Genomic DNA, 15,866 nt, shown 5'->3' with positions numbered 1-15,866 from the left:
GGTGGGGTGCGGCCATGTCGGCGACATTGCGGTATCCGGGCACCTCTGACCCCGCTATTTCGGCGACATGGTGTCGATCAAGGCACCCGGTGGCTCCGGCGGCGCCACCGGAGCCACCGGGCGGGCGCCCCGTCGTGCTCTACGCAGCCGGGGCGGACGGCAAGCTCTACGGCGCGGGCCAGCCCTCCGCCGGGGCCGCCTTCGGCGCGTGGGGGGTCATGGGCACGGGCCAGCCGGCGGTGGGCTTCGACAGCGACCCGACCGCAGTGCTCAACGGCAACGACGCGATCACCCTCCTGGGTCGCAGCACCGACGGCCGGATCTACAAGACCGACCAGCCGTCTCCCGGCGCCGCCCTCGTCCCCTGGACGGAGATCCCCTGACCCGCGGTGGTGTCGCGCCCGCTCACGACGGTGGGCGGGCGCGGCGCCACCGAAGGCGGGTTCAGCCGGCCGCCGCGCGGGTGTATGCGACGCACTCGTCGTGCAGGGCCGCCCACGGCTCGCCGAACGCCTCCCCGGACGCCTCCTCCGGGGTGCGGCGGTCGTGCACCACCGCCTTGAAGAAGGCGAGCACCCGCTGCTCGCCGAACCGGTCGACGAGGTGCCGGAAGGCCAGGTAGCCGACGCCGTAGCTGCCGCCGACGCGCCGGGCGGAGGCGTCCTCGGCCGGGGTGAGGTCGCTGAGCCGGCCGGTCCAGCCACCTCCCGGGGCCAGCAGCTCGCGTACCTCGGCCAGCCCCTCGTACCGGCCCACCGGCGCTCCGCCGGCCCCCGCGTACTCGGCCAGCCCCTCCACCAGCCACCAGGTCTCCCGGCCCGGGTAACCGCGCTCGGGCAGGGACGCGGCGTGCGTCAGCTCGTGTCGGAGCAGGTCGTCGGCGCCGGTGGCGGGAAGCCCGTCGGCGTTGAGCACCACCTCGTGGTGGCCGCCGCCGACGGTGACGGCGTACCCGCCGGTCCACTCCGGACGACCGCCGCCGTACCAGCTCAGCCACTCCGCCTTTCCGGCGTAGAAGATTCGGTACCGGTCGGGCGGGGGCCCGGCGACCGCGTACCCGTCGGCAATGCGCGCCGCCGCCTCGGCCTGCCGGAGCAGGCCGGGAAGCTTCCCGCGCAGCGCCGGGGTGGTGGCCACGACGGTACGCGGGCCCACCGCGACGGTCAGGTCGCTCACCTCCCACGGCCGGGTGCCGGTCTCGGCGGACCGGGACTCCTCCATGGCGACCAGCCGGACCTGCCCGCCGGAGTCCCGCCACCGGGTGCCGATGAGCACGGGGCTCGGCCGGCAGCCGGGCACCACGAAGCAGTACTGGAAGCGGACCAGGATCCGCCATTCGTCGGGCCGCCCGGCGACGGTGGTCGGCAGGCCGGTCTGCTCGGGCCGCCAGACGGTGACCCGCAGCGCCCGGAGGGCGGCGTACCGGCGGGTGAGGGCGGGGTGGGCGGCCGGCTCGGCGACGGCGAGGAACCCGGCCCGGTCGCCGCCGAGCAGGGCGGCGGCCTGGCTGTCGAGCTGGCCGGAGATCCGCTCGCCGAGCTGCCGGGCGGCCTGGACCGCCGGGTCGTCGGAGGCGGCGGGCCCGAGACGACCGATCGTCGGCCGGTCTGCGGCCTCGCGCAGCACCCCGGCCAGCAGCACCGTCGGCAGGCCGCAGGTGAGCAACAGCAGCACCACGCCGAGTGCGGCCCGCAGTGGCCAGGGCTGACGCCGTTGCGGTTGGTCCCACCGGTGCATGCCGTCCAAGCCGTCGGTCACCCGGCGAAGGGTACGACCTCCGGGCGGGTCGGGCGAACGCGCCACGGCCCGGCGGGCCACCGCGGGGCGGCCCGGGCACCGGTCAGCCCTGCCCCGGCCAGGCACGGAACGCCACGTCGAGGCCGGCGACGAGTTGGTCGTACGAGCGGTCGACGTCGCGCGGCAGCCCGAAGCCGCCGGCCGCCTCCAGGGTGAGGAAGCCGTGCAGGGCGCTGCGGAGCATCCGGGTGGCGTCGACGGCGGCGTCGCCGTCCAGGCCGTACCCCCGCAGGATGGCGTAGATCGCGCCGACGGCCCGCTCGCTGGCGGCGACGTGGTCGGGGTCGCCCGCGTCGGGCGCGCGCTGCGCGGCGGAGTAGCGGCCGGGGTACCGGCGGGCGTAGTCGCGGAAGGCCGCGGCGACGGCGCGCAGCGCGTCGCCGCCCGCGCGGCCGACGGCGGCTGCGGTGAACGCGTCGGCCAACTCGGCGGTGGCCAGCGCGGCGAGCTTCTGGGTCAGCGCGTCCGCGCCCTTCACGTGCTTGTAGAGGCTGGGCAGGGCGACGCCGAGCCGGCCGGCCAGCGCGGCGAGGGTGAGCCGGTCGAGGCCGACCTCGTCGGCGAGCCGGGCCGCCTCCCGCACCACGACCTGCTGGTTGAGCCCAACCCTAGGCACCGGCGGTGGCCTTCAGGAGGGCGACGATCTGGGCGGCGGTTTCGGCCGGCCGGTCGGCGTGCGGGTAGTGGCCGGAGTCCTCGATCATCCGCGCCTCGGCGGTGGCGAAGAGCCGCCGGGCGGCGCGGGCCTCGGCACCGGGGTCGGGGAAGTCGGGGTCCTTCGCGCCCATCAGCACCAGGACCGGCTGGCGCACCTCGCGAACCCGCGTGGTCCAGTGCGGCTCGACCGGGGCGGCCACCCCGCGCATCGCCGCCATCCGGCCGGGTTCGCGCAGGTTGGCCACCATCGCCTTCCGGTACGCGGCGTAGTCCGCCGGCCGGCCGCAGGGAAAGAGGCTGCGGTGGAACATGCCGAACAGTCGAGGGCTGCGCAGCACCGCCGCCACGGCCAGCCGCACGACCGGGTTCAGCTTCGGCTCGGCGACGAACGCGCCCACCTGGACGATCGCGCCGACCAGGTCGGGGGCGTCGGCGGCGGCGAAGACCACGGCGGCACCGCTGGAGGAGCTACCGAGCAGCGTGGCGGGACCGCCGCCGAGGGCGCGGACGACGGCCAGCAGGTCGGCCCCGACCTCCGCCGGGGCGTACGTCGGCCAGCCGGCGCTGGACGCGCCGTGCCCGCGCACGTCCACCGTTGCCACCCGGTACCCGGCGTCGACCAGCAGCGGGACCAGGTGGCGGAAGGCCGCCCGGTTCTCCCCCATGCCGTGCGAGAGCACCACCAGCGGGCCGTCCCCGTGCACCTCGTAGGCGATCCGCCCGCCGCCCCGCTCCACCTGGCTAATGTTCATAGCTTATAAGCTAGCCCGGTTAGCCAAACTCGACAAGCTTGACCTCTAGCCCACGTGGGGTCGCGGTCACTTCTTCGACATCAGGGCCCGGCCGAAGAAGGCCAGGTTCGCGGGGCGCTCGGCGAGCCGGCGCATGAGGTAGCCGTACCAGTCGGTTCCGTACGGCAGGTAGGTGCGCACGGTGTAGCCGTCACCGACCAGCCGGGCCTGCTCCTCCGGCCGGATGCCGTAGAGCATCTGGAACTCGAACCGGTCCGGCCCCCGGTCGAACCAGCGCGCCCGGTCCTCGCCGATGGCGATCAGGCGCGGGTCGTGGGTGGCCAGCATCGGGTACCCGTCGCCGGACATCAGGATGTTCAGACAGCGCACGTACGACTTGTCCACCTCGCGGGCGGCCTGGTATGCCACCGACTCCGGCTCCCGGTACGCGCCCTTGCACAGCCGCACCCGGGACCCGGCGTACGCCAGCTCGCGGCAGTCGGACTCGGTCCGCCGCAGGTACGCCTGGAGCACCGCCCCCGTCGACGGGAAGTCCTTCCGGAGCCGGGCCAGGGTGTCCAGCGTCGAGTCGGTGGTGGTGTGGTCCTCCATGTCAAGGGTGACCGTGGTGCCCGCCGCCTCCGCCGCCACACAGATCGCCCGCGCGTTGTCGTACGCGAGCCGCTCGTCGAACCGCTGGCCGAGCGCGGAGAGCTTCACGCTGACCTCGGCGGCCGGAGTGAGCCCGGCATCGGACAGCAGCGTCAGAAGTTTTAGGTACTCGTCCCGGGTGGCGGTGGCCTGCTCACCGGTGACGGTGTCCTCCCCGAGGTTGTCGAGGGTGACCGCGAGGCCGTCTGCGACGAGTTCACGGGTCGCGCGCAACGCGTCGTCGGTGCCGGCGCCGGCGACGAACCGGCGGACGACGTCCCGGGTGAACGGGGCCGTCGCGACGAGCCGCTCAACCTGGGATGACCGGGACGCGGCAAGGATGACGGAACGGAGCATGAGCTGAGCGTAACGCCCGAGGGCGCCATCCCGCCGGGCGGCGGCACCGCCAAGCCCCGGGGCGGGCGACGTGGCGCGGATCGGCTACAACGATGCCGTGGAACAACGCCCCCGACGCCGGCTCCGGTCGGCCACCGTGCAGCTCGGCGCGCTGACCGCCCTCGCGCTCGCCCTCTCCGGCTGCAACACGTCCTCCGCCGACGACGACGATGACGACGACTGCGCGCTCGGGCCGGTCGGCGGCGGGACGACCGTGGCGCTGGCGATGCACGTGCCGGCCACCGCCGCCACCACCGACGCCGCGCGCGCCGACTCCCGACCGGTCGCCGCGGCCGTGCCGGAGCGCGGCGGCTTCGGCACCCACCTCGCCTCCTGCGGCGGCTGACGTGCGGCGCGAGGCGGCCACCCCGCGCCCGGGCTGGGACGCCACCGTCCGCTCGCAGGGCCTGGTCTACGTCGACACGGAGCTGCCCGACGGCGGAATCATGTCGTACTGGGACGAGACCGCCGCGTACGTCCTCGGCCTGGAGGAGGTGCTCCGGCTGGAGGAGGCGACCGCCGAGCTGCACCGGATGTGCGTCGCCGCCGCCGAGCACGTGGTGGCCCGGGGCCGGTACGCGGAGTTCGGCATCCCCGGTTGGGCGGCCGAGGCGGTGGCCCGCTCGCTGCGCGAGGCACCGCCGAGCCTCTACGGCCGGTTCGACCTCTGCTACGACGGCAGTTGGCCGCCGAAGCTGCTGGAGTACAACGCCGACACCCCCACCTCGCTGGTCGAGGCGAGCATCGTGCAGTGGTTCTGGCTGGAGGAGTCCCACCCGGAGGCGGACCAGTGGAACAGCCTGCACGAGCGCCTCGTCGCGGCCTGGGCACGGATCGGCGCGGGCCTGCACGACGGGCAGGTGCACGTGGCCTGGTCGGGCGAGGAGGAGTCGGGCGAGGACCAGATCACGGCCGGGTACCTGGCCGAGACCGCCCGGCAGGCGGGGCTGAAGCCGGAACTGCTGCCGATCCAGGACATCGGGTGGGACGGTCGGCGCTTCGTCGACGCCGCCGACCGGCCGGTCACCACCTGCTTCAAGCTCTACCCCTGGGAGTGGATGCTCACCGAACCGTACGGGCCACTGGCGCTGGAGCCGGGCACCCCGACCACCTGGATCGAGCCGGCGTGGAAGCTGCTGCTGTCCAACAAGGCGCTGCTCGCCGTGCTCTGGGAGCTGTACCCCGGGCACGAGTACCTGCTGCCCGCGTACCTCGACTCGCCGCGCGGGATGACCGAGTACGTGGCGAAGCCGCTGCTCGGCCGGGAGGGCGGATCGGTACGGATCGTCACGGCCGGCGGTGAGGTCAGCAACCCGGGTGACTACGGCGACGAGGGCTTCTGCTACCAGGAGTTCCGGGCCCTGCCGCGCTTCGACGGCAGCCACGTGGTGCTGGGCAGTTGGATCGTCGACGGCGAGCCGGCCGGCGCCGGCCTGCGGGAGAGCGCGAGCCTCATCACCGACAACTACGCCCGGTTCTTGCCACACTACATCGACACGCCGCGACTCCCGTGAGTCGTCTACCGTTGTGGGGTGAACTTCGACGCGTACGCCCGGACCGGGGTTGACCTCGTCAACGCCCGGCTGGACGACCTCGACGACCTGCGGGCCCTCTTCCCCGACGAGAACGCGTGGATGCGCGACGAGGTCGCGGACCGGGACCTGGCGATCTTCCGGCGGGCGCAGAAGCGCCTGCGGGACATCTTCGACTATGGCACCTCGGGGCGTGACGCCCAGGCGGTGGCCGAGTTGAACGCGCTGCTCGAGGCGTATCCGGTACAGCCGCGCATCTCCGGCCACGACTCCAGCGACTGGCACATGCACGTCACCAGCCGGGGCGCGTCGGTGAGCGCGGAGTACCTGGCCGGCGCGGTGTGGGGCCTGTCGGTGTGGCTCTGCCAGTACGGCAGCGCCCGGTTCGGGGTCTGCGCCGACGAGCGCTGCGGCAACGTCTACCTGGACACCTCGTCGAACTGCTGCCGGCGGTTCTGCTCGGAGCGCTGCGCCACCCGCTCGCACGTGGCCGCGCACCGGGCCCGCAAGCGCGCGGCGATCGGCGAGCAGCAGGCCACCGCCCCGGCCCCTGCCCTGACCCCGGTGAGCTGAGACGCGCCAGCCCGGTGGGGCCGCCGCGCCCAGTGGGGCCGCCGCGCCCAGTGGGGCCGCCGCGCCCAGTGGGGCCACCGCGCCCGAGGCGGTTCAGGCGTCGACCGGGGACGGGGCGGTCAGGTGCGCGCGGGCGAACTCCAGGGCCTCGCGCAGGTCGGCCTCGCGGACGGCACGGCTCTTCGCGCCCCGCGTGGTGACCTCCACGGCCACCGAGCCGGTGAAACCGCGCCCGGCCAGCGAGCGGAGCAGCTCGCCGCAGGGCTGCCCGCCGCGCCCCGGCACCAGGTGCTCGTCGCGCCCCTCGCCGGTGCCGTCGCCGAGGTGCACGTGGGCGAGGCCCGTGCCCATCCGGTCGGCCATGGCCAGCGCGTCGGTGTGCGACGCGGCGCAGTGCGACAGGTCGAGCGTGTACGACGGATAGCCGGTCTCGGTCGGATCCCACCCGGGGACGTACGGGACGAACTGCCGGCCGGCCATCCGCACCGGATACATGTTCTCCACCGCGAAGCGCAACCCGCCGAACCGCCCGGCGACCTGGTCCAGCCCGTCGGCGAAGTTGCGGGCGTAGTCGCGCTGCCAGGTGAACGGCGGGTGCACCACGACGGTGGGCGCCTCCAGGGTCTCCGCCAGCTCGGCGGCCCGGCGCAGTCGCTCCCACGGGTCGGTGCTCCACACCCGTTGGGTGACCAGCAGGCAGGGCGCGTGGACGGAGAGCACCGGCACGCCGTAGTGCTCGGCGAGGCCGCGCAGCGCGCCGGCGTCCTGGCTGACGGCGTCCGTCCAGACCATCACCTCGATGCCGTCGTACCCGAGCGCCGCGGCGAGTTGGAACGCCGCCGCGGTCCGCTCAGGGAACACCGAGGACGTGGACAGGAGCACCGGGACGCGGAAAGTCACAGCTGCCAGGGTAGCTTGGCGGACGTTGCGACATCGTGACGAGCAATCGCAAATCGCCCGTATCGCAGCATGGGGCCGCTGGGTCGTCACATTCCATCACCTCGCGCTCAGTTCTCGGTGAGTCGGTCGAGCTGGCGCAGGATGACCCCCTCCCGTAGCGCCCACGGGCAGATGTCCAGCGCGGGCACGTCGAGCCGGCGCATCACCGCCTCGGCCACCACAGCACCGGCCAGTAGCTGGTGTGCCCGGTCGACGCTCACCCCCTCCAGCGCGCACAGGTGGCGCGGCGAAATGTGCCGGACGAACCCGAGCACCTGCCGCAGGCCGTCCCGGGTCAGGCTGCGCCGGGCCCACAGCCCGGCCCCGGAGGGGGCCGCCCCGGCCAGCCGGGCCAGGGTGCGGAACGTCTTCGAGGTGGCCACCGGGCGCTCCCAGGCCACCTCGGCCATCTTCTCCACCACCGGGTCGAGCAGCCCGTCGACGTACTCCCGGAGTTCCTCCACGGCCCTCGCCGGCGGCGGTTCCGTGCTGTCCTGGTCGACCCGCAGCCGGTCCCGGGTCAGCCGGCCCGCGCCGAGCGGCAGGGAGACCGCGGCGTCCGGGTCCTCGTCGATGCCGGCGGCGATCTCCAACGACCCGCCGCCGATGTCCAACGCGAGCAGCCGGCCCGCCGACCAGCCGAACCAGCGCCGGACCGCGAGGAACGTCATCCGTGCCTCGTCCGCGCCGGAGAGCACCTCCAGCCGTACGCCGGTGGCCTCGCGCACCCGGGCCAACACCTCGGCCGCGTTGGTGGCGTCGCGCACGGCGGAGGTGGCGAAGGCGAGCAGGTGGTCGCTGCCCAGCCGGGTCGCCGAGGCGCGGGCCGCGCTGACCGCCTTGACCAGTCCGTCCGCCCCGGCCTCGGCGAGCGCCCCGTCCGGGCCGATCTGTTCGGCGAGCCGGAGCACCACCTTCTCCGAGTGCGCCGGCCAGGGGTGCGCGCCGTGGTGGGCGTCGACCACCAGCAGGTGCACGGTATTGGAACCGACGTCGAGGACTCCCAGTCGCATGTTGAAGACAGTAGGGCCTGGCCGGTTCGGCGGCTCGCCGGTGCGACCGGGGACACCGGGCGTACGCTGGTCCGAGTGACGAGCCAGATCGAGATTCAGGTCCTGGTGAACGACCCCGACGACCCGCGCAGCCGCGAGGTGGGGCTGGACTTTCCCCGGGAGTGGATCGAGTTCGTGGACCCGGCCGACGCCACGCACGTGATCCGGGCGGACCTGACCTGGCTGCTGTCCCGCTGGACCTGTGTGTTCGGCCGGGGCTGCCACGGCATCGTCGCCGGCCGGGCGGTCGACGGCTGCTGCTCGCACGGCGCTTTCTTCACCGACTCCGACGACGAGAAGCGGGTCCGCGCGGCGGTCAAGCGGCTCACCCCGCAGCACTGGCAGCACTATCGACGTGGGATGAAGAACTGGACCGAAAGCGACACGGTCGACGGCAAGACCCCAGCGCGGCGCACCGCCACCCGCGCCGCTGACGCCCCGTGCGTGTTCCTCAACGACGCCGACTTTCCCGGCGGGGGCGGCTGCGCGCTGCACGCCCAGGCCCTGCGCGACGGGGTGCACCCGCTGGAGTACAAGCCGGACGTCTGCTGGCAGCTGCCGATCCGCCGGGACCAGGAGTGGCACCGGCGGCCGGACGACACGAAGGTGCTGGTTTCCACGCTGGCCGAGTTCGACCGGCGGGGCTGGGGCGCAGGCGGGCACGACCTCGACTGGTGGTGCACCTCGTCGACGGACGCGCACGTCGGCACCGAGCCGATGTACGTCTCGTACGGCCCGGAGCTGACCGCGCTGGTCGGCGCGGAGGCGTACGCGAAGCTCGCGGAGCTGTGCGCGGCCCGGCTGCGGCAGGGCCAGGTCGCCCCCCACCCGGCCAGCGCGTAGGAAAAGCGGCTCAGCAGCTCAGCCGGCCTTGACGGCCAGCACCGGGCAGGGGACCCGGAGCAGGATCTCCTGCGCCGTCGACCCCATGATCAGCTTGCCGACGGCGGTACGGTGCCGGACGCCGATCACCACCAGCGACACGTCCTCCGCCTCGACGATGTCGACGATCTCCTCGGCTGCGTCGCGGCCCCGCACGAGCTGCCGCACCGTGTGCGGCACCCCGGCGGCGGTCAGCTCGCGGGCCACCCGGTCCAGGTCGGGTTCCTGGGCGAAACGCGGGTCCACGTACGCGTCGCCGCGCGAGGTGTTCACCACCAGCACCGGCTCGTCGCGGAACCGGGCCTGCTCCACGGCGGCCCGCAGCGCCGCCTCGCCCAGCACCGAGGGCACGTACCCCACCAACACCGTCATCCGACCAACCTTTCCCGCAGGGGGCGTACGACATGGCGGCCGAGCAGCGGCCAGAGCAGCACCACGGCGATCGTGGCGTAGATCGACCAGGACACCCAGCCGCCGAGCAGGCCGTGCAGCTCGCCGCCGGACAGTTGCAGCGCCCGCCGGCCCTGGAGTTCGGCGCGCGGACCGAGGATCACGCCGACGATCAGCGGCAGGATCGGCAGCCCGAACCGCCGCATGCCGAACCCGAGCAGGCCCAGCACGAGGAGCAGGAACAAATCGAACGGCGCGGCGTTGACCGCGTACGCGCCCATCGAGGCGAAGAACAAGATGCCGGCGTACAGGTACGGGCGGGGGATCCGCAGCAGGCGCGCCCAGACCGGCGCGAGCGGCAGGTTGAGCACGAGCAGCAGCAGGTTGCCCACGAACAGGCTGGCGATCAGCGTCCAGACCAGGCCGGACTCCCGCTCGAACAGCAGCGGGCCTGGCTGGATGCCGTACTGCTGGAAGGCGGCCAGCATCACCGCGGCGGTGGCGTTGGTGGGCAGGCCGATGGCCAGCATCGGCACGAGCGTGCCGGCGGCGGAAGCGTTGTTCGCGGCCTCCGGCCCGGCGACGCCCTCGATCGCGCCCCGGCCGAACTCCTCCGGGTGCTTCGTGAGCTTCTTCTCGGTGGCGTACGACAGGAAGGTGGGGATCTCCGCCCCGCCCGCCGGCAGCGCACCGAACGGGAACCCGTACGCGGTGCCGCGCAGCCACGGCTTCCACGACCGCTGCCAGTCCTGGCGGCCCATCCACGGCTGGCCCACTTCGATCACCTCGGCGGCCCGGCGGCGCAGGTGCGCGGCGATCCAGAGCGCCTCGCCGACGGCGAAGATGCCGACGGCCACCACGACCACGTCGATGCCGTCGGCGAGCTGCGGGACGCCCAGAGTGAGCCGCTGCTGGCCGCTGACCATGTCGATGCCGACCATGCCGATGACGAGGCCGAGCAGCAGCGACGCGAAGCCGCGCACCCGGGACGCGCCGAGCACGGCGGTGACCGCCACGAACGACAGCAGCATCAGCGCGAAGTAGTCCGGCGCGCCGAGGCCGATCGCGAACGCGACGACCGGCGGGGTGACCACGACCAGCAGCAGGGTGGCGATGGTGCCGGCGACGAACGAGCCGATCGCGGCGGTGGCGAGGGCCTGCGCGGCCCGGCCCGCCTTCGCCATCTTGTTGCCCTCGATCGCGGTCACCACCGACGACGACTCGCCGGGGGTGTTGAGCAGGATCGAGGTGGTGGAGCCGCCGTACATGCCGCCGTAGAAGATGCCGGCGAACATGATGAACGCCTGGGTGGGCTCCATCCCGTACGTCACCGGCAGCAGCAGCGCCACGGTCATGGCCGGGCCGATGCCGGGCAACACGCCGACGGCGGTGCCGATCGTCACGCCGAGCAGCGCGATCAGCAGGTTCACTGGGGTCACCACGTTGGCGAACCCGTCGAGCAGGTTGCTCAGGTTGTCCATCTACAGGATCCCTTGCAGCACGCCGGCGGGCAGGCTGACGCCGAGCCCGATGGCGAACGTGTAGAAGGTGACCAGCGACAGCACGACGGCGATCAGCAGGTTCCGCACGTGGTGCCGGTTGCCCAGCGCGAACGCCGAGCCCCAGAACAGCAGCGCCCCGCTGATGACCCAGCCGAGCCGGTCGATCAGCACGGCGTTGACCAGGAAAGCACCGATCAGCAGCAGGACGGTCCGCCAGTCGATCGGGGTGGTCAGGTCGACGTCCTCGCCGGCCTCCGGCTCACCCCGGCCGCCCCGGGCCACGTCGACGGCGTAGACGGCGGCCACGACCAGCAGCAGCGCGCCGAGCAGGATCGGCACGGGCTTCGGGCCGATCGGGTCGGCGGAACTGATCGCGTGCCCGGTGCGCAGGGCGTCCGCGATGACCAGGCCCCCGACCAGCGCGAGGAAGGCGCAGACCCCGTACTGGGCCCGGTCGCCACCCGGGGCCGCGTCCGGCGCGGCCTGCACGGCCTGCGCGGGACCGCCCGGCGGCGGGGCGTCGTCCGCCCCGGGCCGGTCCGGCTCCCGTTCGGGGTACGCCGGCGGCGCGCCGCCGGCGTCCGGTCGGGTCGCCTGGCCGGTCATGCCAGCCCGAGCTGCTTGAGCAGGTCGGCCACCGACCTGTCCTGCTCGGTGAGGAAGGTGGCGAAGGCGTCGCCGGTGACGAAGGCGTCGGTCCAGCCGCGCTTGGTCAGCTCGGCCTTCCACTGCGCGGACTCGTGCATCCTGGTCAGCGCGTCGATCCACACCTGCTTGTCGGCGTCGGAGATGCCGGGCGGCGCCACGATGCCCCGCCAGTTCGTGAAGACCAGGTCGATGCCGGACGCCTTGAGCGTCGGCACGTCCTTCAGCGCCTCGACCGGCGCCTCGCTGGTGACCGCGAGGACCCGGAGCTGGCCGGCCTCGACCTGGTCGAGGAACTCGCCGAAGCCGCTGGCACCGAAGGCCACCTTGCCGCCGAGCAGGGCCGGCAGCAGCTCACCGCCGCCGTCGTACGAGACGAAGTTGACCTGGCGGGGGTCGATGCCGACGGTCTTCGCGAGCTGCATGGGCAGCAGGTGGTCGGGGCCGCCGGGCGACGAGCCGCCGCCGACGGCGAGGCCCTTCGGGTTGGCCTTCCAGGCCGTGACCAGGTCGCCGATCGTCCGGTACGGCGAGTCCTTCGGCACCACGATCGCGCCGGCCTCCTCGATGAGCTTGGCCAGCGGGGTGGTCTGGGTGAGCGTCGCCTGCGACTTGGAGGTGTACGAGGCACCGACCACGCCCAGCCCCATCAGCATGGCGAGCTTGCCGTTGTCCTTTTCGTTGACGGTGCGCTGGAGGCCGACGGTGCCGCCGGCACCGGGCAGGTTGAACACCTGCAGCCCGGTGGCGATCTTCGCGTCCTCCATGACCTTCGCGGCGGTGCGGGCGGTGGTGTCGTACCCGCCGCCCGGGGTGTTCGGCACCATGATCCGCAGGCCGGTCGCCGGCCCGCCGCCACCGGAGCCGCCATTGGCGCTGTCGGCGGTGGCACCGCAGGCGCCCAGCGCCAGCGCCGTGACGGCGGCGACGCCCGTGACCAGGATGTTTCTCCGAGTTGCCATCATGTTTCTCTTCCGTTTCGAAGGGGTCCGGCGGCAAGATGATGGCTTCCGGACGGGCGTGCCGTCTGCCTTCTGTCACCAGCGGAGATTGAGGTCTTTGTGGTCGTGGTCACTCCCCGCCGCACCCTGGCCGGGCAGTTGCTGGTCCTCCAGCTCGCGATCATCGTCGTCGTGCTGGTGGCGGTGGCCGCCGTGTCGCTGGCCCAGTCGGCGGCCACCTTCAACCGGGTCGAGGGGCGGCGCGTGGCGGCCCTCGGCGAGCAACTCGCCGGCAGCCCGCTGCTGCGCGACCGGCTGAACACGCCAGCGCCGGCGGAACTGGTCGCCCCGCTGGTGCAGAACGCGCGTACCCAGTCGGGGGTGACCTCGGTGACCGTGGCGGACGCCCGGGGCCGGGTGGTCAGCTCCACCGACCCGACCCTGGTGGGCACCCCGCTGGTGCTCGGCGACCCCCGGGTGGTGCGGGGACGAAGCTGGTCGGGCGAGTTGGCGGTCGGCGGGTCACGGGAGCTGGTGGCCCAGGTGCCGGTGCTCGGCGCCGGGGCGGAGAACCTCGGCGACCAGCTCGGCGTGGTGGTGATCGGGGAGGCGGCGCCGAGCTGGTCGGCGCGGCTGGTCGGCGCGTCGTCGTACCTGTTCACCTATCTCGGCATCGCCAGCCTGCTCGGGGTCGTCGGGTCGTGGCTGCTGGCCCGGCGGATCAAACGGCAGACGCTGGGCCTGGAGCCCCGGGAGATCGCCGGGCTGGCTGAGCACCGGGAGGCGCTGCTGCACGGCATCGCCGAGGGGGTGATCGCCCTGGACCCGCAGCAGCGGGTCACCCTGGTCAACGCGGTCGGCAGCAGGCTGCTCGACCTGCCCGAGCAGTGCCTCGGCCGCAGCCTCGCCGACCTGCGGATCTCCGGCCGGCTGCGGGACGTGCTGGCCGGCACCGGCGACCCGGAGGCGCGCGACGAGGTGGTCGTCCGGGGCGGCCGGGTGCTGGTGATGAACCGGATGACGGTGGTCAAGGACGGCCGCCGGCTCGGCTCGGTCACCACCCTGCGGGACCGCACCGAGCTGGCCCGGCTGGAACGGGAGATCGGGTCGTTCCGCAGCACCACCGAGCTGCTCCGGGCGCAGACCCACGAGTTCGCCAACCAGCTGCACACCATCTCCGGGCTGATCCAGATCGGCGAGCACGACGAGGTGGTCCGGTACGTCGACGCGCTGAGCCAGCACCGGGCCTCGCTGGACCTCACGGTGACCAGCCGGATCCACGACACGGCGGTGGCCGCGCTGCTGATGGCGAAGTCGGCGCTGGCCGCCGAGCGACGGGTGGAGCTGCGGATATCCGAACGGACCGGCCTGGACCGGCTGGAGCCGGGGCTGGCCGTGGACGTCGCCACGGTGCTCGGCAACCTGGTCGACAACGCGGTGGAAGCGGTCGCGGACGGGACGGCGCGGGACGACGACCGGCCGGCCTGGGTGGAGGTCGAGCTGCGCCGGGACGCGACGTCGGTCGAGATCGTCGTGCGGGACTCCGGGCCGGGGGTCGCGCCGGAACTCGCCCAGGAGGTCTTCACGCACGGCTTCACCACGAAGGCGGCGCAGGGCGGGGAACGCGGCATCGGGCTGGCGCTCACCCGGCTGGTGTGCAAGCGTCGCGGCGGCGAGGTCGCGGTCACGAACACCACGGAGGGTGCCATGTTCACCGCCCGGATGTCGGTGACCGCCGTCGCGGAGGGGGTCTCATGATCGACGTGCTGATCGTCGACGACGACTTCATGGTCGCCCGGATCCACCGGGGGTTCGTCGAGCGCGTCGACGGCTTCCGGGTCGTCGGCACCGCGAGCACCGGGGAGCAGGCCGTCGCCGCCGTCGACGAGCTCCGCCCCGACCTGGTGCTGCTCGACCTCTACCTGCCGGACATGTTCGGCCTGGACGTGGTGACCCGGCTGCGCGCCGCCCGGCACGACTGCGACGTCCTGGTCATCAGCGCCGCCCGGGAGGCCGAGGCCGTCCGCCGCGCGGTCCGCTACGGCGCGGTCAACTACCTGCTCAAACCGTTTCACTTCGACGAGTTGCGGGCCCGGCTGGAGCAGTACGCCGCCCGGCGCAACTCGCCCCGGGCGGCCGTGGTCAGCGACCAGGCCGACGTCGACCGCGTGCTGTCCCGGGCCGGCGCGCACATTCCCACCTCGGCGCTGCCCCGGGGCCTGAGCCCCGAGACCGCCGAGCTGGTCGAGCGCGCCCTGCGCGAGCACACCGGCACGCTCTCGGCCGCCGAGTGCGCCGACCGGGTGGGAATCTCCCGGGTCAGCGCCCGCCGTTACCTGGAGCACTTCTCGGACACCGGTCGGGCGGAGGTGAGCCTGCGGTATGGCGTAGCCGGCCGGCCGGAGCGCCGCTACCGCTGGACGGGATGACCCCGTCCGCCCGGCAGGCGGCCGGGCCCGGCCCGGTGGGGGCCCGCCGGGCGGCCGGTCAGGGCTCGAACTTGTAGCCCAGGCCCCGGACGGTGACGATGAAACGCGGCGCGGACGGCTCCGGCTCGATCTTCGAGCGCAGCCGCTTGACGTGCACGTCGAGGGTCTTCGTGTCGCCCACGTAGTCGGCACCCCAGACCCGGTCGATGAGCTGGCCCCGGGTCAGCACCCGGCCGGCGTTGCGCAGCAACAGCTCCAGCAGCTCGAACTCCTTGAGCGGGAGCTGGACGGCGCCCCCGTCCACGGTGACCACGTGCCGCTCGATGTCCATCCGCACCGGGCCGGCCGCCAGGGTCGGCGCTCCCGACTCGGCCACCTCGGGGCTCTGCCGGCGCAGCACCGCCCGGATCCGGGCCACCAGCTCCCGGGGCGAGTACGGCTTGGTCACGTAGTCGTCGGCCCCGATCTCCAGGCCGACCACCTTGTCGATTTCGCTGTCCCGCGCGGTGACCATGATGATCGGCACGTGCGAGCGCTGGCGGAGCTGCCGGCACACCTCGGTCCCGGACATCTCGGGCAGCATCAGGTCGAGCAGCACGATGTCCGCGCCCGTTCGGTCGAACTCGGTGAGGGCGGACGGGCCGGTGGCCGCGACCGAGACCTCGAAGCCCTCCTTGCGGAGCATGTACGACAGGGCGTCGGAGAACGACTCCTCGTCCTCGACCACCAGAACGCGGCTCAACGGGGTA

18 protein-coding genes are annotated in these 15,866 nt (G+C 73.6%); 7 read left to right on the top strand and 11 right to left on the bottom strand.

Features of this window, described 5'->3' with window-relative positions:
• Positions 1 to 134: 134 nt before the first annotated feature.
• On the top strand, positions 135 to 383 hold the full coding sequence (locus E1258_RS04410) for a hypothetical protein (RefSeq protein WP_132397059.1): 249 nt from the start codon (positions 135 to 137) through the stop codon (positions 381 to 383).
• A 61-nt stretch (positions 384 to 444) separates the two neighbouring features.
• Here the strand turns inward: E1258_RS04410 and E1258_RS04405 are convergent, their stop codons facing one another.
• The 4 genes from E1258_RS04405 to E1258_RS04390 all read right to left on the bottom strand — a co-directional run bounded on the left by E1258_RS04405 (position 445) and on the right by E1258_RS04390 (position 4,193).
• On the bottom strand, positions 445 to 1,758 hold the full coding sequence (locus E1258_RS04405; RefSeq protein ID WP_243715173.1) for a hypothetical protein: 1,314 nt from the start codon (positions 1,756 to 1,758) through the stop codon (positions 445 to 447).
• Between the two features lie 82 nt (positions 1,759 to 1,840).
• The gene (locus E1258_RS04400) at positions 1,841 to 2,413 is read right to left on the bottom strand and encodes a TetR/AcrR family transcriptional regulator (protein WP_132397055.1); all 573 of its coding nucleotides are present in this window, start codon (positions 2,411 to 2,413) and stop codon (positions 1,841 to 1,843) included.
• Positions 2,406 to 3,206 carry an alpha/beta fold hydrolase gene (locus E1258_RS04395; protein ID WP_132397053.1) on the bottom strand — a complete coding sequence of 267 codons (801 nt, stop codon included), beginning with the start codon at positions 3,204 to 3,206 and terminating at the stop codon, positions 2,406 to 2,408. The genes E1258_RS04400 and E1258_RS04395 overlap by 8 nt, the downstream gene beginning before the upstream one ends.
• A gap of 66 nt (positions 3,207 to 3,272) precedes the next feature.
• Entirely contained in the window at positions 3,273 to 4,193 is a 921-nt protein-coding gene (locus tag E1258_RS04390; RefSeq protein WP_132397051.1) for a proline dehydrogenase family protein, read from the bottom strand.
• Positions 4,194 to 4,290: 97 nt separating this feature from the next.
• On the opposite strand from E1258_RS04390, the gene E1258_RS04385 reads away from it, so the two are divergent.
• The 3 genes from E1258_RS04385 to E1258_RS04375 are packed head-to-tail and all read left to right on the top strand — an operon-like array spanning position 4,291 to position 6,337.
• The gene (locus E1258_RS04385) at positions 4,291 to 4,578 is read left to right on the top strand and encodes a hypothetical protein (RefSeq protein WP_243715172.1); all 288 of its coding nucleotides are present in this window, start codon (positions 4,291 to 4,293) and stop codon (positions 4,576 to 4,578) included.
• A 1-nt stretch (position 4,579) separates the two neighbouring features.
• Positions 4,580 to 5,746, top strand: coding sequence for a glutathionylspermidine synthase family protein (locus E1258_RS04380; RefSeq protein ID WP_132397050.1), 1,167 nt, complete (start codon positions 4,580 to 4,582; stop codon positions 5,744 to 5,746).
• Positions 5,747 to 5,764: 18 nt separating this feature from the next.
• The gene (locus tag E1258_RS04375) at positions 5,765 to 6,337 is read left to right on the top strand and encodes a CGNR zinc finger domain-containing protein (RefSeq protein ID WP_007073176.1); all 573 of its coding nucleotides are present in this window, start codon (positions 5,765 to 5,767) and stop codon (positions 6,335 to 6,337) included.
• Between the two features lie 93 nt (positions 6,338 to 6,430).
• Here the strand turns inward: E1258_RS04375 and E1258_RS04370 are convergent, their stop codons facing one another.
• A complete protein-coding gene (locus E1258_RS04370; RefSeq protein ID WP_207919396.1) occupies positions 6,431 to 7,237 on the bottom strand; it encodes a sugar phosphate isomerase/epimerase in 807 nt (268 codons plus the stop codon).
• A gap of 107 nt (positions 7,238 to 7,344) precedes the next feature.
• Complete coding sequence (locus E1258_RS04365; protein WP_132397049.1) at positions 7,345 to 8,289, bottom strand: Ppx/GppA phosphatase family protein; 945 nt, start codon at positions 8,287 to 8,289, stop codon at positions 7,345 to 7,347.
• 75 nt (positions 8,290 to 8,364) lie between these two features.
• Here E1258_RS04365 and E1258_RS04360 point away from each other — a divergent pair, with 75 nt between their 5' ends.
• A complete protein-coding gene (locus E1258_RS04360) occupies positions 8,365 to 9,171 on the top strand; it encodes a hypothetical protein (RefSeq protein WP_132397047.1) in 807 nt (268 codons plus the stop codon).
• A gap of 18 nt (positions 9,172 to 9,189) precedes the next feature.
• Here E1258_RS04360 and E1258_RS04355 read toward each other — a convergent pair whose 3' ends face one another.
• Genes E1258_RS04355 through E1258_RS04340 form a run of 4 tightly spaced genes read right to left on the bottom strand, consistent with a single transcriptional unit; the run spans position 9,190 to position 12,709 of the window.
• Complete coding sequence (locus E1258_RS04355; protein WP_132397045.1) at positions 9,190 to 9,582, bottom strand: universal stress protein; 393 nt, start codon at positions 9,580 to 9,582, stop codon at positions 9,190 to 9,192.
• The gene (locus E1258_RS04350; protein ID WP_132397043.1) at positions 9,579 to 11,081 is read right to left on the bottom strand and encodes a tripartite tricarboxylate transporter permease; all 1,503 of its coding nucleotides are present in this window, start codon (positions 11,079 to 11,081) and stop codon (positions 9,579 to 9,581) included. Before E1258_RS04350 ends, E1258_RS04355 begins: the two co-directional genes overlap by 4 nt.
• Positions 11,082 to 11,708 (bottom strand): tripartite tricarboxylate transporter TctB family protein, encoded by a 627-nt coding sequence (locus E1258_RS04345; protein ID WP_132397041.1) that lies wholly within the window; start codon positions 11,706 to 11,708, stop codon positions 11,082 to 11,084. It abuts the gene before it with no gap.
• Entirely contained in the window at positions 11,705 to 12,709 is a 1,005-nt protein-coding gene (locus tag E1258_RS04340) for a tripartite tricarboxylate transporter substrate binding protein (RefSeq protein WP_243715171.1), read from the bottom strand. The genes E1258_RS04345 and E1258_RS04340 overlap by 4 nt, the downstream gene beginning before the upstream one ends.
• Positions 12,710 to 12,814: 105 nt before the next feature.
• On the opposite strand from E1258_RS04340, the gene E1258_RS04335 reads away from it, so the two are divergent.
• Together E1258_RS04335 and E1258_RS04330 are read left to right on the top strand one after the other, a co-directional pair.
• Positions 12,815 to 14,446 carry an ATP-binding protein gene (locus E1258_RS04335; RefSeq protein ID WP_243715170.1) on the top strand — a complete coding sequence of 544 codons (1,632 nt, stop codon included), beginning with the start codon at positions 12,815 to 12,817 and terminating at the stop codon, positions 14,444 to 14,446.
• Entirely contained in the window at positions 14,443 to 15,117 is a 675-nt protein-coding gene (locus tag E1258_RS04330) for a response regulator (RefSeq protein ID WP_132397035.1), read from the top strand. The genes E1258_RS04335 and E1258_RS04330 overlap by 4 nt, the downstream gene beginning before the upstream one ends.
• Before the next feature lie 58 nt (positions 15,118 to 15,175).
• Here E1258_RS04330 and E1258_RS04325 read toward each other — a convergent pair whose 3' ends face one another.
• Positions 15,176 to 15,859 carry a response regulator transcription factor gene (locus E1258_RS04325; protein ID WP_132397033.1) on the bottom strand — a complete coding sequence of 228 codons (684 nt, stop codon included), beginning with the start codon at positions 15,857 to 15,859 and terminating at the stop codon, positions 15,176 to 15,178.
• Between the last annotated feature and the right edge of the window lie 7 nt (positions 15,860 to 15,866).

This window comes from Micromonospora sp. KC207, from assembly GCF_004348615.1.
In the GTDB taxonomy this organism is placed as follows: Bacteria; Actinomycetota; Actinomycetes; order Mycobacteriales; family Micromonosporaceae; genus Micromonospora.
The sequence above is the reverse complement of the archived record's forward strand: the minus strand, read 5'-3'. Positions and strand labels throughout refer to the sequence as shown.